At 41.6% G+C, this 16,080-nt stretch carries 18 protein-coding genes; 13 read left to right on the plus strand and 5 right to left on the minus strand.

The window, feature by feature from the left end:
• The first annotated feature begins 22 nt into the window (after window positions 1-22).
• Window positions 23-313, plus strand: coding sequence for a YwdI family protein (locus QUG14_RS18890; protein WP_289341989.1), 291 nt, complete (start codon window positions 23-25; stop codon window positions 311-313).
• Between the two features lie 55 nt (window positions 314-368).
• On the plus strand, window positions 369-740 hold the full coding sequence (locus QUG14_RS18895) for a DUF423 domain-containing protein (RefSeq protein ID WP_289341990.1): 372 nt from the start codon (window positions 369-371) through the stop codon (window positions 738-740).
• 44 nt (window positions 741-784) lie between these two features.
• Here the strand turns inward: QUG14_RS18895 and gerQ are convergent, their stop codons facing one another.
• Window positions 785-1,249, minus strand: coding sequence for a spore coat protein GerQ (gene gerQ / locus QUG14_RS18900; RefSeq protein WP_289341991.1), 465 nt, complete (start codon window positions 1,247-1,249; stop codon window positions 785-787).
• Between the two features lie 217 nt (window positions 1,250-1,466).
• Window positions 1,467-2,210, minus strand: coding sequence for a hydrogen peroxide-dependent heme synthase (gene hemQ / locus QUG14_RS18905; RefSeq protein WP_289341992.1), 744 nt, complete (start codon window positions 2,208-2,210; stop codon window positions 1,467-1,469).
• Window positions 2,211-2,444: 234 nt separating this feature from the next.
• Between hemQ and pta the strand changes: the two genes are divergently transcribed.
• A complete protein-coding gene (pta, locus tag QUG14_RS18910) occupies window positions 2,445-3,419 on the plus strand; it encodes a phosphate acetyltransferase (protein ID WP_289341993.1) in 975 nt (324 codons plus the stop codon).
• Between the two features lie 259 nt (window positions 3,420-3,678).
• Window positions 3,679-4,509 (plus strand): octanoyl-[GcvH]:protein N-octanoyltransferase, encoded by an 831-nt coding sequence (lipL, locus tag QUG14_RS18915; protein WP_289341994.1) that lies wholly within the window; start codon window positions 3,679-3,681, stop codon window positions 4,507-4,509.
• Window positions 4,510-4,644: 135 nt separating this feature from the next.
• Here the strand turns inward: lipL and QUG14_RS18920 are convergent, their stop codons facing one another.
• Window positions 4,645-5,391, minus strand: a complete 747-nt coding sequence (locus tag QUG14_RS18920) for an RsfA family transcriptional regulator (RefSeq protein ID WP_289341995.1) — start codon at window positions 5,389-5,391, stop codon at window positions 4,645-4,647.
• A gap of 263 nt (window positions 5,392-5,654) precedes the next feature.
• On the opposite strand from QUG14_RS18920, the gene QUG14_RS18925 reads away from it, so the two are divergent.
• The 3 genes from QUG14_RS18925 (at window position 5,655) to QUG14_RS18935 (ending at window position 7,826) form a co-directional block, all read left to right on the plus strand.
• On the plus strand, window positions 5,655-5,876 hold the full coding sequence (locus tag QUG14_RS18925) for a YuzB family protein (protein WP_289341996.1): 222 nt from the start codon (window positions 5,655-5,657) through the stop codon (window positions 5,874-5,876).
• Between the two features lie 118 nt (window positions 5,877-5,994).
• Window positions 5,995-7,293 (plus strand): HD domain-containing protein, encoded by a 1,299-nt coding sequence (locus QUG14_RS18930; RefSeq protein WP_289341997.1) that lies wholly within the window; start codon window positions 5,995-5,997, stop codon window positions 7,291-7,293.
• Window positions 7,294-7,316: 23 nt separating this feature from the next.
• Complete coding sequence (locus QUG14_RS18935; protein ID WP_289341998.1) at window positions 7,317-7,826, plus strand: YwgA family protein; 510 nt, start codon at window positions 7,317-7,319, stop codon at window positions 7,824-7,826.
• 147 nt (window positions 7,827-7,973) lie between these two features.
• Here QUG14_RS18935 and QUG14_RS18940 read toward each other — a convergent pair whose 3' ends face one another.
• The gene (locus QUG14_RS18940; RefSeq protein ID WP_045515968.1) at window positions 7,974-8,159 is read right to left on the minus strand and encodes a 2-hydroxymuconate tautomerase; all 186 of its coding nucleotides are present in this window, start codon (window positions 8,157-8,159) and stop codon (window positions 7,974-7,976) included.
• 107 nt (window positions 8,160-8,266) lie between these two features.
• Here QUG14_RS18940 and QUG14_RS18945 point away from each other — a divergent pair, with 107 nt between their 5' ends.
• Together QUG14_RS18945 and QUG14_RS18950 are read left to right on the plus strand one after the other, a co-directional pair.
• Complete coding sequence (locus QUG14_RS18945) at window positions 8,267-8,917, plus strand: site-2 protease family protein (RefSeq protein WP_289341999.1); 651 nt, start codon at window positions 8,267-8,269, stop codon at window positions 8,915-8,917.
• A gap of 147 nt (window positions 8,918-9,064) precedes the next feature.
• Window positions 9,065-9,577, plus strand: a complete 513-nt coding sequence (locus QUG14_RS18950; protein ID WP_289342000.1) for a YwhD family protein — start codon at window positions 9,065-9,067, stop codon at window positions 9,575-9,577.
• Window positions 9,578-9,695: 118 nt separating this feature from the next.
• Here QUG14_RS18950 and QUG14_RS18955 read toward each other — a convergent pair whose 3' ends face one another.
• Complete coding sequence (locus QUG14_RS18955; protein ID WP_289342001.1) at window positions 9,696-11,765, minus strand: transglycosylase domain-containing protein; 2,070 nt, start codon at window positions 11,763-11,765, stop codon at window positions 9,696-9,698.
• Window positions 11,766-11,996: 231 nt separating this feature from the next.
• On the opposite strand from QUG14_RS18955, the gene speE reads away from it, so the two are divergent.
• The 4 genes from speE (at window position 11,997) to argS (ending at window position 16,039) form a co-directional block, all read left to right on the plus strand.
• Window positions 11,997-12,824, plus strand: coding sequence for a spermidine synthase (speE, locus tag QUG14_RS18960; protein WP_289342002.1), 828 nt, complete (start codon window positions 11,997-11,999; stop codon window positions 12,822-12,824).
• A 99-nt stretch (window positions 12,825-12,923) separates the two neighbouring features.
• Window positions 12,924-13,796 carry an agmatinase gene (speB, locus tag QUG14_RS18965; RefSeq protein ID WP_289342003.1) on the plus strand — a complete coding sequence of 291 codons (873 nt, stop codon included), beginning with the start codon at window positions 12,924-12,926 and terminating at the stop codon, window positions 13,794-13,796.
• Window positions 13,797-13,952: 156 nt separating this feature from the next.
• Window positions 13,953-14,372: a YwiB family protein gene (locus QUG14_RS18970; RefSeq protein ID WP_289342004.1), complete on the plus strand. Its 420-nt coding sequence runs from the start codon at window positions 13,953-13,955 to the stop codon at window positions 14,370-14,372.
• Window positions 14,369-16,039 carry an arginine--tRNA ligase gene (argS, locus tag QUG14_RS18975; RefSeq protein ID WP_289342005.1) on the plus strand — a complete coding sequence of 557 codons (1,671 nt, stop codon included), beginning with the start codon at window positions 14,369-14,371 and terminating at the stop codon, window positions 16,037-16,039. Before QUG14_RS18970 ends, argS begins: the two co-directional genes overlap by 4 nt.
• Window positions 16,040-16,080: the final 41 nt, after the last annotated feature.

Here is a 16,080-nt window from a genome sequence, read left to right on the forward strand (position 1 = left end):
GACATAGAGGAGTTAATTAAAGGTGAATATTTCAGTGGATAATTTACTTTCAAAAATGGAAGAGGAATTAAAATTAGCGAAAAGCAGCACAAAGAAAGAAAACTTGCGAGAAAAAGTTTACTCTATTAAAATATTATGCGAGTTGATACTAGATGACAAACAGGGGCAACAGGAGGCACCAACTACTGTACCTGGTACAGTCTACCAGCCTGTACCAATCCAGCCAACCTTTCAACAGCCGGTATCACTAAATCAGCCTAAAAAACTAGAAATGGAAGACGAAGCAAACGGCGATTCGCTGTTTGACTTCTAAATGATATGCGGAAGCGCCATGGCGCTGGAGCTAAACATGAAAGAGGGGGAAATTTATGAAAACTTTTATTATCATTGGCGCTATAAACGCTTTTTTAGCTGTTGCACTTGGAGCTTTCGGAGCACATGGACTAAAGGATAAGGTGGATCCCTATTATCTAGACATTTGGAAAACAGGTGTCACCTATCAAATGTTTCACGCAACTGGATTGCTAGTTCTTGGGTTGCTGCTAGGTAAAGTTGAGGTTAGTTCATTCTTTACTTGGTCTGGATGGTTGTTTCTTGTCGGAATCATTCTTTTCAGCGGCAGTCTCTATGTTTTAACTTTAACGAAAATTGGAGTTTTGGGTGCGATAACACCGCTTGGGGGCGTTTGCTTCTTAGCAGGATGGGTATTAATGATTATTGGGACTGTGAAAGATTTATAAAATAGCAAAAAGGCATTGGAATTGGGTTCCAATGCCTTTTATTATTATCTTGGCGGATAAGTACCTAAAGCTGGCGCTCCGGCTGCAAACGGATATTCATATTCAATTTCTTCATCAAACGTAATGTAGTCGATCGGCACCATCGGGATGAGGAAACGTGTTCCAACCTGCGGATCACTTAAAATAACATGGTCCCTTCCTGCCGCTTCAATAATACCAACAAATTTCTTAGCATTCCATTGATTGTTGCCCTCAAAGGTTGCATAAACGGTGGCTAACTTTCCTTTGTTTAATCGTAAAATATTTTCGATGTACGATTGCTCAATTGGCAGCATTGGCTGCTGTTGTGCTGATACAGGAGGCGCTGATGGTATTCCTTGTTGTGGAAACTGTGGAAAGCCTTGTTGCTGCCCGCCAGGAAAAAATCCTTGCCCCTGCTGAAATGGAGTTGCTGCTCCTTGTCTCACTTGATAGGGCTGATACCCTTGTTGATTATAATATTGATTCATCTTTTCCCCTCCTAAAAAATGACTAAGTAAATGGCCCAACAGTCTATACATACTCCTTTAAGCCCTAAATGGTGACAATCGGTGAACCCACGGTTGTGAGATGATTTGGAGCTAAAACTTAAGACTCGCTGTTTTATTAGTATGAGGAGGAAAGGGGAAATATGACTTAGGAAGTCTACAAAAAAAGTCCTCAGCAAAAGCTGAGAACTTTCAAAGATTAAACGTGTAAGAAGCGAGATACACTTTCTTCTTCTAATAGGTTTCCAACAAAGAAAGCACCAAATTCACCGAAGCGTGCACTTACTTCATCAAAACGCATTTCATACACTAACTTTTTGAATTGAAGAACATCTTCAGCAAAAAGCGTGACGCCCCATTCGTAATCGTCAAAGCCAACAGAGCCTGTAATAATCTGTTTCACTTTTCCTGCATATGTACGGCCAATCATTCCGTGGCTGCGCATCATGTTACGGCGCTCTTCCATCGGAAGCATGTACCAGTTGTCGCTGCCTTGACGGCGCTTGTCCATTGGATAGAAGCAAACATGCTTCGTTCTTGGTAACTTAGGATATAAACGAGCAAGAATTTGTGGATTCTGATATGGATCCTCACCAGCAGGCAAGTAGTTGCTTAGTTCAACCACTGATACATAAGAATGAGCTGGAACTGTGAATTCTGCTAATTTCGTTTTATTAAATTCTGTTTCGATTTCGTTTAGTTCTTCCATTGTTGGGCGTAAGATCATCATCATGAAATCAGCTTTTTGTCCAACAATTGTATATAAAGCATGGCTGCCCTCGTTACGTTCTTGCGTGTGATTCCACTTTTCAACTAGACTTAAAAACTCGTGAATGGCCGATTGACGTTCATCACTTGAGAGCATCTTCCAAGTTGTCCAATCAACCGTACGGAAATCATGCAAACAATACCAGCCATCAAGCGTTTGAGCTGCTTCACTCATTAAAATCACTCCTAAATAATCATTCTTCTTATTAACAATCTTTACTATATCATAGTTTGACCAAGACACGCTCGAATAAACCACCATGGATAATTTTTCGAAAAAAGGTGAATAGTAAACAGGTATGAAGTTTTTTGAAAAAAACAACATTTAGATGAAAACGCTACCTTAGTTGAAATTTTTAACAGGTAAAGTATGCTTGAAATAAGTAGTTTTATTTAGGGAGGATTTAATGTGGCTGATTTATTTGAAGGGTTAAAACAAAAATTATCAGGGCGTGATATGAGAATCGTTTTTCCAGAAGGATTGGATGAGCGAATTGTCAGAGCTGCCGGCAGACTTGCAGAAGAGAAGCGATTAACGCCTATTCTGATTGGAAATATCGAACAAGTTCAGGCTAAGGCACAAGAACTAGGCGTTTCCTTGGAGGCGGCTGAAATCTATGATCCAGCAAGCTATGCCGCTATGGACGAACTAGTAGCAGCATTTGTTGAACGTCGCAAAGGAAAAGTTACCGAAGAAGACGCACGAAAAATCTTATTAGATGAAAATTACTTCGGCACGATGCTGGTGTACTTGAATAAAGCAGATGGCTTGGTAAGCGGTGCGGCGCACTCTACGGCTGACACGGTACGCCCTGCACTGCAAATTATTAAAACGAAAGAAGGCGTGAAGAAAACATCTGGCGTCTTCATCATGGTTCGCGAGGACGAAAAATATGTATTTGCTGATTGTGCCATCAATATTGCACCTGACAGCAATGATTTAGCTGAAATTGCCATCGAAAGTGCCAAGACAGCTGATATGTTTGGAATGGAGCCTCGGATTGCAATGCTTAGCTTTTCAACGAAAGGTTCTGCGAAGTCTCCGGAAACGGAAAGAGTCTCAGGGGCAGTTGAAGAAGCAAAGCGTAGAGATTCATCATTAGTAATCGATGGTGAGTTCCAATTTGATGCTGCATTTGTTCCATCTGTGGCAAAAAGTAAAGCACCAGATTCACCGCTGCAAGGGGATGCAAACGTGTTTATCTTCCCAAGCCTTGAAGCTGGAAACATCGGCTACAAAATTGCCCAGCGTTTAGGCGGGTTCGAGGCAGTTGGACCTATTCTTCAAGGGTTAAATAAACCTGTAAATGACCTATCACGCGGTTGTAATGAAGAAGATGTTTATAAGTTGGCATTGATTACTGCAGCGCAAGGGATAAAATAGGATTTTTGGAGCCAGTCCAGGGTTGGGCTGGCTTTTTAAAATAGGTATTTTCGATTTTGGATATTTTTCCGTGGGTTTTGTACACTTTTCAATAGGTTTTGTACAAATTCAAATAGGTTTTGGACATTTTTAGTGTGCTTTTGTACACTTTTTCAGGTGTTTTGTACTTTTATACATTTTATGGGAAATCCAAGGACCTGTTTTAATAAGATTCTTTTTGCTAAAATAAGCTTACTATTATTTTGAGGAGAACTACAATATGGAAGGTTTACTTCAGCAGCATGAATGGCGGATTATCGATCAGTCCACCATTGGCAGCCATTTTCATGCATTACAGTCATTTGGTACAGATGATACATTATGTGCCTCGGTCGGCTCTGGACAGGCCCCTGCAACTGCTCGGACGTGGGTTCATCACAATACCATCGTACTTGGGATACAAGATACCAAACTGCCATTCTTAAAAGAAGGAAGGCAATTTCTCGAAGCTCAGGGCTATCAGTCTATTGTCCGCAATTCTGGCGGCTTAGCGGTTGTTCTAGATGAAGGGGTCTTAAATATCTCGCTGATTTTACCTGAGAGTGAAAAGGGCATTGATATTAACCGAGGATACGATACGATGTGGCAGCTCGTTCAAAATATGTTTGCGGAGTATAATAGAAGGATTGAAGCACGGGAAATCGTCGGATCCTATTGCCCGGGAAGCTATGATTTAAGTATCGATGGTAAAAAATTTGCCGGTATATCGCAGCGCCGCCTCAAAAAAGGTGTCGCCGTTCAAATTTATTTGTGTGTGCATAGCAGCGGAAGCCAACGTGCCCAGTTAATTAAACAATTTTATGAAATTGCCAAAAACGGGCAGCAGACGAAGTTCACCTATCCGGAGATTGTGCCTGAAGTGATGGCTTCTCTATCAGAGCTATTGGAAACACGCTTCACCATCTCGGATGTTATGCTGCGTCTATTAAATCAATTAAAAAAGCACAGCGACCACCTCTATGCAGGACAATTAAATGATCTTGAATTACAACTCCTCCCAGGTTATTACCAAAGAATCGTAGAACGAAATGAAAAATTAGATACGATGTAAAAAGCCGTAAACCCTTATTGGATTTACGGCTCTTTTTTAAGAGGATATTGTTCTTCTCCCAAAATCTTCTTGTCTAGCAACGGCGCCTAAGGGCTCGTGCCTATCCCTTTGACGTGGCGCCTTTCGCTTTTTGACCTACTCAGCTAATTTTTCAAGGTTCCCATTTCGGTCCATTTTGAATTTAGTAGCTGGTCTTTCTTCTTCTTCAAATAATACAAGCTTACGAGCGCGGTTCATAATCTTCATGAGTGTCTCGTAATCTTCCTGGATCGTTTCGGTGTTTTGCTCGAGTCCTTCAATCTTTGCAGCCATTTCTTCATTTTGCCTGCGTAATTCTGCAATTTCGCGCTTCAATCTTTCATTCTCACTTTTTAATGCTTCATTTTGAAGATTGGAATGATTAAAGTTTTGCAAGTAATCAATGACGCTATCAAGTGATAGTCCTGCTCCCGTTGGCATCTTCGGTCTATAAGTCTGTGCAACCGGCGGTTTTACATATGATTCAACTGCAGCCTCTGTTGTTAAATCTGGCATTTCGTAAGTAGCTTCCATTTGCACTTCCATTGGTGCTGAAAGTGTTTCAAAATCATCTGTCGCTGGTACTGGAGGATTATATAATAACTTTTTCTTTCCTCCTGTGTCTTTCCCTAACACTCTTTGTCTTTGTTTACGCTGTTTTTTTGCTAATTGCAATGCTTTTTCATAGCGATGGCGTACAACCGCATTCCATCTGAATCCACAAGCTGCAGAAGTCCGATTTAGCTTGTCGCCTACCTCTTCAAAAGCGTTTAGCTGCGTACTGCCTTCACGTACATGGCGAAGGACGGTTTCAGCTAACAATAGATCATCTTCATCTGTCCAAGCATCTTGCCGTACTTTCATTCTTTTCAACTCCCTAATTATAATTACATGTACTCGCCTGACGAGTTTTTAAAAGTTCTAGTCTTATCATGGACAAGTTTTTCAAGCTTTATACCAAAATGTCTGCAAGGATAATAGTTTTTTTAACTGAAAGAGTTACAAGGATTTCAAAAGAAAAGCAACTTGCAATGGTTTGAAAGAAATTGTAAAATACCTAAGGAGTTAAACCGTAATGATATTGGATAAAATAGTAATGATAGATAGCTAAAGAAAGGGTGGAAGTAATGTCAAATGAATTCCGAGTTTGTGATGATTGCCAGGCCGTGAATCTAAAGACATTAATCCCTCGTTTGAAAGAATTGGATCCCCAAGCTGAAATAAAAATTGGCTGCCAATCTTATTGTGGACCTGGCCGGAAAAAAACATTTGCCTTTGTCAATAACCGTCCGGTTGCTGCCCTAACCGAAGAGGAATTAATGGAGAAAGTAAATAAAAAGCTAAAATAATCACCTTTGTCCAGAGAACTTAGGTGATTTTTCTTTCATGTCATTGTCGAAAAATCCTGCGGAAAATTGCTGAAAATTGGGATATAATAGAAGAAAGTATAGAGGAAGAGGGAAAGCAATGGTATATTCGGCGGAAAAACTGAGTGAGGAAAAGGTATTTAAAGATCCTGTACATCGCTATGTTCACGTACGTGACCGTGTGATCTGGGATTTGGTCGGAACGAAAGAGTTTCAACGTCTACGCCGTATTAAACAGCTTGGTACCACCTTTTTAACCTTCCACGGCGCTGAGCACAGCCGCTTTAACCATTCTCTAGGAGTATATGAAATTGTCCGGCGCATCATCGATGATGTGTTTGCTGGAAGACCAGAATGGAATGATGAGGATCGTCTCCTAACTCTTTGTGCAGCCCTTCTCCATGATTTGGGCCATGGCCCATTTTCCCACTCGTTTGAAAAGGTGTTTGACTTCGACCATGAAGATTTTACACAATCAATCGTTTTAGGAGATACAGAGGTCAACTCTATTCTGAAAAAAGTTAGTCCTGATTTCCCGCAGCAAGTAGCTGAAGTTATTGCGAAAACATCTGCTAAAAAGCTGGTTGTTAGTTTAATTTCCAGCCAGATTGACGCTGATCGGATGGATTATTTACAAAGGGATGCTTATTTTACCGGAGTGAGCTACGGTCAATTTGATATGGAGCGAATTCTCCGCGTCATGCGACCGAAGGAAGACCAGGTGGTCATTAAGAAAAGCGGTATGCATGCGGTTGAAGATTATATTATGAGTCGTTATCAAATGTACTGGCAGGTCTATTTTCATCCTGTCTCCCGTAGTGCTGAGGTGATTTTGACAAAAATCCTCCATCGCGCCAAGCAACTTTTTGAAGACAATTATTCTTTTAAAAATGAACCGGTTCACTTCTATTCTTTCTTTACCGATAAGGTCACATTAGCAGACTATTTAAAGTTGGATGAATCGATTATTATGTATTATTTTCAAATCTGGCAAGACGAAGACGATTCGATTATAAGCGACCTTTGCCAGCGGTTTGTGAATCGGAATTTATTTAAATATGCCGAATTTGATCCTGCGAAGGAATATAAAAAGCTGGCGGAACTGACGCGTCTTTTTGAAAAAGCAGGGATTGACCCGGAATACTATTTAGTTGTCGATTCATCATCGGATTTGCCTTATGACTTTTATCGTCCTGGTGAAGAAGAGGAACGTCTGCCGATTCATTTATTAATGAAAAATGGGGAACTAAAGGAGCTTTCCAGAGAGTCTGAGATTGTGGACGCGATTTCCGGGAAACGGAGAACGGACCATAAGCTGTATTACCCAGCAGATTTCTTAGAGGACGAATCCTCGGAAACAACTTTCAAAAAACAAATTCGGGACCTATTAGAGATATAACCTTGGAGTAGGAGCTGACGAGAGTGTTAAAAGATCATGCCAAACTGATGCAGGCTGTTTTAGTATCCGGAGAAATTATCGGGAGAAAAAAGCTGCAAAAGATGATATATATTGCAAAAAAGGTGAGCTTTCCGTTCCACGAGCGGTTTCAGTTTCATTTTTATGGTCCATATTCTGAGGAATTAACATTGCGTGTTGAAGAACTTTGCAATATGGGCTTCCTCAATGAAATCAAAGAGAAAAAGGGCGGTTATTTTCAATACCGCTATACACTGACGGACACAGGAAAAGAGTTTTTAAGTTTAAACGAAGTGGACATGCCGTTTTTACAAGATTGCCTAGAAGACATGAACGACCAAAATGCTAGATTCCTTGAGCTTGTTTCGACTGTTTTATATTTTGATAATCTATCGAAAGAGGAAGTGGCGGACAAAGTCTTTACTTTAAAAAGCAGCCAGCGGTATACAGAGGAAGAAATTGACCTTGCTTATGCCTATATTGAGGCTTTAAAAGAAAAAGCTAAACTCCATTAAGAAAAGCTGAAGCGCCTTGCACAGGGGCGACAGGCATAAGTCGAGCTGGCGAGAAGGTTGTTTTTTAACCTTCTTGACGGATTGGCTTATGACCCCGAGCCCCTAGGCGCTGAAGCTGGACATTAAAATGGGGCTTAGCTTTTTCTTTTATTTGTCGCTAGCTCTTACGCCGGCAACACCGTAATGTTCTTTCTGCATTTCTTCAATAAAAACAACTACCGCTTCTTTAGGTGCCCCAGTTGTTTCACTGACAGCATCAGTCACTTTTTCGACAAGTGCTCTTTTTTGGTCGTCTGTACGACCAGGAAGCATTTTAACTGTAACGTATGGCATGTTTTTTTCCTCCCTTTGATAACTACATGGATAGTTTAGCAAACATTTTCATTTTATATCCAGTTTCATGTATACTAAAAGGAAAAAAGAGGAGAAGGGGAAACCATTTGGAAGGATTTTTTGTCTATTCGCTAAGGGAAATTCCCTACGTTGCGATTACGTTAATGATTGCATTTACGTTCCACGAATTTGCCCATGCCTTTGTGGCGTATAAGTTCGGGGATATGACTTCGCAAAAGCAAGGCCGTTTGACGTTAAATCCATTGAAGCACCTTGATCCATTCGGTACAATCTTAATTTTTATTGCTGGCTTTGGCTGGGCCCGCCCGGTACCGGTTAACCGATTTTTCTTTAAAAAGCCCCGCCTTGCAGGAGTATTGGTTTCTGTAGCCGGACCGCTTAGTAACCTAGTTCTTGCGTTAATTGGCTTTACGATTCAATATGGAATAGCACAAACAGAAATTGGGCCGAATCTTTCGGGACTTTATGAATTCCTGAGAGTCTTTAACTGGCTGAATCTTGTTTTATTTGTTTTTAATTTACTGCCGTTTCCGCCTTTGGATGGCTACCGGATTATAGAGGATTTGGCACCAAACCACATTAGAGCAAAAATGACTCAATATGAACAGTATGGCGTATTACTGTTTCTCATTTTGGTCATTACTCCTCTTGATCAATACACGATACAGCCATTTTTTCATTACTTTGTCGGTGGGCTATGGCAAGGATTAAATAATTACTTTATTCAAATGTTTTAATATTGTCTAGCTGCAGCGCCTAGGGGCTCTCAGGTCTAAGCCAATCCGTCAAGAAGGTAAAGAACAACCTTCTCGCCGGCTCGTCTTATGCTTGTCGCCCCTGGACAAGGCGCTTACGCTTTTCTAAATAGGAGGTTTTGAGTTTTAATGGAAGAAAATAAGAAAAAACCAATTGGCTTTAATATAATAAAACCTGACCCGACAGATGGTCACAAGGGCTTTGGCAAGGGCGCATTGAGCCTTGATAATGTATCCCCTGTTATTATTGATGTGGATGCCGGTGACGCGGTCATTGATGTTGGTGCGATGCATGCACGTAGTGTGGTTGAGAAGGGAATTAAGTTTCTTAAGACGAAGGAAGAGGTTCCCAACGCTAAACCATACTGGCTTGTGTGGGTGACAGTGGACAGGAAACAAGAGGGGCCCTATTATGCAGGAGTGACTGCCTGTGAAATGACCGTTGACCGAGAAATTCGCCGCGGCTACAAATCACTTCCAGAGCACGTCAACAGAATGGATAAGTCGTTGAAGCGTCATATCATCGTCGATCATATGGACGATAAATCGAAGAAAATATTATCCGACTTTCTCCAAAATCACAATCAAGACATGTGGAATAATTCAGAAGAAGAGTTGAAAAAGGGATTAGCTGTAGAATAAAAAATTTTTTACAATAGCAATTTCTAGCAAAAAGTTGTAAAATATATGCAGTGTGAAAACACTGTAAGACTAGGACGCAGGAAAGCTCCGGAGACATTTCTCCGGAGCTTTTCTCATTTTAGGCACCCCATTTAAAAATCCGCTTATACCAAGGATCCTTAATTTCCTCTTTCTTTTTAGACGGTTTATCTTCTTTATGCTCTAAATGGTCCGTACAATATTCTGTTGGCTCTGTTCCGGCAACAAAGTAAGTAAAGCGGCGGACAGGGCAATCCTTTGAGGCAAGTTTGCCGTTTTCCGGATTGACGTATACGCCTATGACACCCTCTTTAGGCGGGGAAAATGCCTTGACTGGCTTCCCTTTTAACGATTCTTCCATAAAATTGGCCCAAATATTTTTCGCATAGCTTTTTTCGGCCGTAAGGGTAATCGGTTTCCCCACATCATGACCGGCCCAAACAGCAGTGACCAGTTGTGGTGTAAAACCAATCATCCAACTGTCAGTCTCTGTTGAACCGGATTTCCCAGCATAAGGACGGGTGATGTCATCAATCAGGGAATTACCGGTTACTTTTGCATAGCCATTCAGCTTTTTATCAAACATCCCTGTTAGCATTTGCGTCATAACAAAGGCTTTAGCTGTATCTAGCACTTTCTCTGGCTCTTGGTTGCTTTCAAAAATAATATTTCCATTATAGTCTTCTACTTTTGTAATCAGTGTCGGATTGACCTTTTTCCCGCCATTTGCAAATAAACTGTAGGCATTCGCCATATCGATGACCCGAACACCAGATGTTCCTAAAGCTAGTGAGGGGACATTATCCATTTTCGTGGAGATACCAAACTTTTTGACAGTATTAATTAGTGTCTCTGCACCCATAAAAAGGTGGGTTTTAACAGCGTAAATGTTATCCGAAACCGCTAACGCTTGCGCAAGTGTAATCTCTCCATCCGCATATTTGTTGTTAAAATTATGCGGTGAATATTCGGTTTGGCCATCATCGAATTTGAAGGTGGTTTTCTCACTTCTCATTGTTGAAGATGGGGTAAAACCTTGGCTCAGTGCTGCATAATAAAGTATCGGCTTAATCGTGGAGCCAGGCTGTCTAATCGCCTGAACAGCCCGATTAAATGGACTGATTTCATAATCGCGGCCGCCTACCATCGCTTTGACATGTCCGTTTTTCGGATCCATTGCGACGAGACCGACTTGGATTTCTGAGCCGTTTGCAATAGTTTGCTCAATTTGTTTTTCAGCATTTTGTTGCTGCTTTAAATCAAGTGTTGTATAAACTTTTAAACCCCCAAGCTCGATTGTTCGTTCATCAAGATTGAGTTGGTTTTTCAATGCATTTTTTACAGCGTCCTGAAAATAAGGTGCTGCTTCCACACGTTTATGTGGATGTTCACCTACAAAGGTAAGGGTAGTTTCCTTTGCCTTTTGGGCTGTTGCTTCCTTGATATAGCCGTTTTCTACCATTGTGTTTAAAATGATGCCTTGGCGCCTTTTTGCATTATCTATTGATTCCAGTGGAGAATAGTAACTAGGTCCTTTTGGAACTCCTGCTAACATGGAACTTTCCGCCAATGATAATTCAGAAGCATTTTTTCCAAAATAAAATTGACTGGCCGCTTTAACCCCATAAGCTCCGCTGCCATAGTAAATGGTGTTTAAGTAGCCTTCCAAAATCTCTTCTTTCGAGTAGTTCATTTCAATCCGGATGGCATAAAAAGCCTCATGCAATTTCCTTGACCATGTTTTGTCGTGCTCGAGGAATAGATTCCGTGCGTATTGCTGGGTAATCGTGCTGGCACCCTGGACCTTTGCTCCTGCTTTGATATCAGCAAGAATGGCTCCCATAATTCGTTTATAGTCAAAGCCATTATGTTCATAAAAGTTTTTATCTTCAATGGAAACCGTTGCGTTGATTAAATTTGGTGAAATTTCTTCGAGGGGAACCCAGTATCGCTTTTGGCCGCTATTGCTCTCACCAATTAAAGTCCCGTCATTGGCAAAGAATAAGGTGGATTGCGGGACAGCAAGCGGCGGCGCACCAAGAATTTTGGCATAACCGAGAATCCCGAGCAAAACGACCAGCATGCAAGCCAAGCCTATCAAACTAATGATAATAAATGCCCGCAAATATTTTATCGTTTTCCGAAACCCATGATTCGTCATTACTTCCACAGCAATACCCTCCTTCGCCAAATTGTATTTTTTTACAAAAAGCCATAGTAACAGTATTGAAACAAAATTGCGTTTTTAAACTAGCAAAAAGAAAATTTTTCTAGAAATTTTGATAGATTATGCTAGACTTTTCTTTATGTTTGTAATTCAATAGTTTGGGTACTATAAAAATGGAATGATTTGATAATAATCAATGCATAAATAAATATGGAATTGGAAGGAAGATGAAACATGTCTATTTGGTTTACAGAAAAGCAAACTGAAAACTTCGGTATCACCATGAAGATAAATAAAACTTTACATACGGAACAAACTGAATTTCAAAAGCTTGATATGGTGGAAACAGAAGAATGGGGCAATATGCTTCTATTAGATGACATGGTTATGACCTCTGTGAAAGACGAGTTCGTTTACCATGAAATGGTTGCACACATTCCTTTGTTTACACATCCAAACCCAGAGAACGTGTTAGTTGTCGGCGGCGGCGATGGCGGTGTTATTCGTGAAGTGTTAAAGCACCCTAGCGTGAAAAAAGCAACGCTTGTTGATATTGATGGAAAAGTAATTGAGTACTCTAAAAAGTTTTTACCAGAAATCGCTGGCATGCTTGATGATCCACGCGTGGATGTTCAGGTTGATGACGGCTTCATGCATATCGCAAAAAGCGAAAACGAATATGACGTGATTATGGTTGACTCCACTGAGCCAGTAGGTCCAGCAGTGAACTTATTTACAAAAGGATTCTACGCAGGAATCTCTAAGGCGTTAAAGGCAGATGGTATCTTTGTAGCGCAGTCTGACAATCCATGGTTCAAAGCGGACCTCATCCGCGATGTGCAGCGTGACGTTAGAGAAATCTTCCCAATCACCCGCTTATATGTAGCAAACATCCCTACATATCCAAGCGGACTATGGGCATTCACAATCGGATCCAAAGAATACGACCCATTAGAAGTAAGCGAAGACCGCTTCCACGAAATCGAAACCAAATACTACACAAAAGAACTGCACAAAGCAGCCTTCGTATTGCCTAAGTTTGTTGGGGATTTGTTGAAATAAGCGGTGCCTTTTTTGGTGCCTGTCACCGCTCGTGGACACTGTCCACCTCAGGCGGACAGTTGGAAAGAAAGAATATGAAATAGAAGTGAGGTTTGTTGGATGCGTTTTGATGAGGCTTATTCTGGTAATGTGTTTATAAAGAGTCATAACAGTTTTGAGGAGAGTCAGGTTGTGCTTTATGGGATGCCGATGGATTGGACGGTCAGCTATCGTCCGGGCTCACGTTTTGGCCCATCACGAATTCGTGAAGTATCGATTGGTCTGGAAGAGTACAGTGCCTATCTCGACCGAGAACTAGAAGACGTTAAATATTTCGATGCTGGTGATATTCCACTTCCATTCGGAAATGCCCAAAAGAGTTTGGATTTGATTGAGGAGTTCGTTGATCAAGTACTTGCTGCAGGTAAGTTTCCATTTGGCATGGGCGGTGAGCACCTAGTGTCTTGGCCGGTAATGAAGGCCGTTTATAAGAAGTATCCTGATTTAGCAATTATTCATATGGACGCTCATACTGATCTAAGAGAGAGTTATGAAGGCGAACCATTGTCCCATTCGACGCCGATTCGCAAAATCGCTGAACATATTGGCCCTAAGAATGTCTATTCTTTTGGGATCCGTTCAGGTATGAAAGAAGAATTCCAATGGGCAAAAGAAAATGGAATGCACATTTCTAAATTTGAAGTGCATCAACCGTTAAAAGAGGTACTTCCTGAACTTGAGGGCCGTCCTGTTTATGTAACGATTGATATCGACGTCTTGGATCCTGCGCATGCGCCGGGGACTGGAACTGTTGATTGTGGCGGAATTACTTCTAGAGAACTTCTTGCCTCTATTCATGAAATTGCCAACTCTGGGGTAAACGTTGTCGGATGTGATCTAGTTGAGGTTGCACCTATTTACGATCCTTCTGAGCAGACAGCTAACACTGCCAGCAAGTTGATTCGTGAAATGCTTCTTGGCTGGGTGAAATAAATGATGTGGGTGCCTGTCCCGTTTTGGGGCAGGCATCTTTTGAATTTTTGAATTGTAGCCCGACAATCGCTATAATAGAAAAAGCATGTTAACTAGAGATAGAAAAATTCATTGGACCTCCTAAAAGGTTCATTTTTAAAAAGGGGTGCGTTTCATTTGTCAGACCCTGGGTTACCTGTGAAAATTAGTGTGAAAACGACAATTGATCACGATGAGACTTTTGAATTGAGGGTATTTGGTACATACTTGGAAAAAGGAAATGCTGCTTATCTCAGATATGAGGAAACAGTGGAAGAGGGAAGTGTCCGAACGATTGTAAAAATGGCTCAGGATAACGCCTTGATTTTACGCGGCGGTGCCATCAAAATGCGACTGCCATTTGAATTGAATCGGAAATTGAATGGAAGTTATGAAATGCCGTTTGGTCAGTTTGCAACTATGACAAAGGCAAGAAGAATAGATTATTCCTATGAAAATGGTAAAGGCCGCTTTGATGTACTATATGATTTTTCAATGGAAGGTGCTCAGGCAAGTACATATCAGTTAGAAATAGCGTTTCAGGAGGAGAAGAAATGAACATAGTTGAACAAGTTCAAAGTAAGTTAAAAGAAGAGATTCGTGCTGCCGTTGTAAAAGCGAATCTAGCAACCGAAGATCAGATTCCAGATGTGATCCTAGAAATCCCAAAGGAAAAGGCACATGGCGATTACTCGACGAACATGGCCATGCAGCTGGCACGTGTTGCAAAGAAAGCTCCACGAGTGATTGCGGAGGCACTGATCGAGAATTTCGACCGCTCCAAAGCCTCGATTGAAAAGATGGAGATGGCAGGTCCAGGATTTATCAATTTTTACATGAACAATGCCTACTTAACTGATTTGATTCCGACGGTCCTTGATGCAGGGGAACAGTACGGAGAAACAACAGTTGGCGGCAAACAAAAAGTTCAAGTGGAGTTTGTTTCAGCCAATCCAACGGGTGACCTTCATCTTGGGCATGCGCGCGGTGCAGCTGTCGGCGATTCGCTATGCAATATACTAGCGAAAGCAGGCTATGATGTTTCTCGTGAGTATTATATTAATGACGCGGGTAATCAAATTAATAATTTAGCCCTTTCCGTTGAAGCGCGCTATTTTCAGGCGTTAGGCATGGATAAAGCCATGCCGGAGGACGGATACCATGGTGCGGATATTATTGGGATTGGGAAGTCGCTGGCAGAAGAGTTTGGCGACAAGTATGTAAACGTCGATGAGCAGGAGCGTTTTGAATTTTTCCGTGAGTATGGCTTGAAATACGAAATGGCGAAATTACAAAAGGACCTTGAAGATTTCCGTGTCTCTTTTGATGTTTGGTACTCCGAAACGTCTCTCTATAAAAATGGGAAAATTGATGAGGCGTTAAAAGTGCTTCGTGAGAGCGGCTATATTTATGAGGAAGAGGGCGCGACATGGTTGCGTTCGACGGATTTCGGCGATGATAAAAACCGCGTACTGATTAAGCAGGATGGTTCGTATACGTATTTGACGCCAGATATTGCTTACCATAAAGACAAGCTTGACCGCGGCTTTGAAAAACTCATCAATATCTGGGGCGCTGATCATCACGGATATATCCCACGAATGAAGGCGGCTATTCAATCATTGGGTTATGCGGAGGATGCCCTCGAGGTGGAAATCATCCAACTTGTACACCTTTATAAAAACGGTGAGAAGATGAAGATGAGTAAGCGGACCGGTAAAGCCGTGACCATGCGTGATTTGGTCGATGAGGTCGGCCTCGATGCCACTCGTTACTTCTTTGCCATGAGAAGTTCTGATACACATATGGACTTTGACTTGGATTTAGCCGTATCAGAATCAAATGAAAATCCCGTGTATTATGCACAATATGCGCATGCAAGGATTTGCAGCATCCTCCGCTCAGGCGAAGAGCAAGGGATTACAGTTGATAAGAATGCGGATTTCTCATTAATTGGTGCAGAAAAAGAAATCGAACTATTGAAGAAGCTTGGGGAGTTCCCACAGGCGGTAGGCGAGGCAGCTGTGAAGCGTGTGCCGCACCGCGTCACGAACTACATCATGGAATTGGCATCAACATTCCATAGCTTTTACAATGCAGAAAAAGTACTCGACAGCGAGCAGCCAGAACGCACTAAGGCGCGCCTCGCACTCATCAAAACAGTCCAAATCACACTGCGCAATGCATTAGCATTAATCGGTGTCTCAGCTCCTGAGAAAATGTAAATCGTTAAGGCTCCCTTTGTGGGAGCCTTTTTCACTTCGGT

Origin of the sequence: Neobacillus sp. CF12 (assembly GCF_030348765.1) — a bacterium.
Lineage (GTDB): Bacteria > Bacillota > Bacilli > Bacillales > Cytobacillaceae > Neobacillus.

Excerpts from the sequence above, each read along its gene's own strand:
- speB (WP_289342003.1), top strand. The coding sequence starts at position 12,924 with ATGCGTTTTGATGAGGCTTATTCTGGTAATGTGTTTATAAAGAGTCAT.
- lipL (WP_289341994.1), top strand. The coding sequence starts at position 3,679 with ATGGAAGGTTTACTTCAGCAGCATGAATGGCGGATTATCGATCAGTCC.
- gerQ (WP_289341991.1), bottom strand. The coding sequence starts at position 1,249 with ATGAATCAATATTATAATCAACAAGGGTATCAGCCCTATCAAGTGAGA.
- QUG14_RS18925 (WP_289341996.1), top strand. The coding sequence starts at position 5,655 with ATGTCAAATGAATTCCGAGTTTGTGATGATTGCCAGGCCGTGAATCTA.
- QUG14_RS18940 (WP_045515968.1), bottom strand. The coding sequence starts at position 8,159 with ATGCCATACGTTACAGTTAAAATGCTTCCTGGTCGTACAGACGACCAA.
- QUG14_RS18950 (WP_289342000.1), top strand. The coding sequence starts at position 9,065 with ATGGAAGAAAATAAGAAAAAACCAATTGGCTTTAATATAATAAAACCT.
- speE (WP_289342002.1), top strand. The coding sequence starts at position 11,997 with ATGTCTATTTGGTTTACAGAAAAGCAAACTGAAAACTTCGGTATCACC.
- argS (WP_289342005.1), top strand. The coding sequence starts at position 14,369 with ATGAACATAGTTGAACAAGTTCAAAGTAAGTTAAAAGAAGAGATTCGT.
- QUG14_RS18930 (WP_289341997.1), top strand. The coding sequence starts at position 5,995 with ATGGTATATTCGGCGGAAAAACTGAGTGAGGAAAAGGTATTTAAAGAT.
- hemQ (WP_289341992.1), bottom strand. The coding sequence starts at position 2,210 with ATGAGTGAAGCAGCTCAAACGCTTGATGGCTGGTATTGTTTGCATGAT.
- QUG14_RS18920 (WP_289341995.1), bottom strand. The coding sequence starts at position 5,391 with ATGAAAGTACGGCAAGATGCTTGGACAGATGAAGATGATCTATTGTTA.
- QUG14_RS18895 (WP_289341990.1), top strand. The coding sequence starts at position 369 with ATGAAAACTTTTATTATCATTGGCGCTATAAACGCTTTTTTAGCTGTT.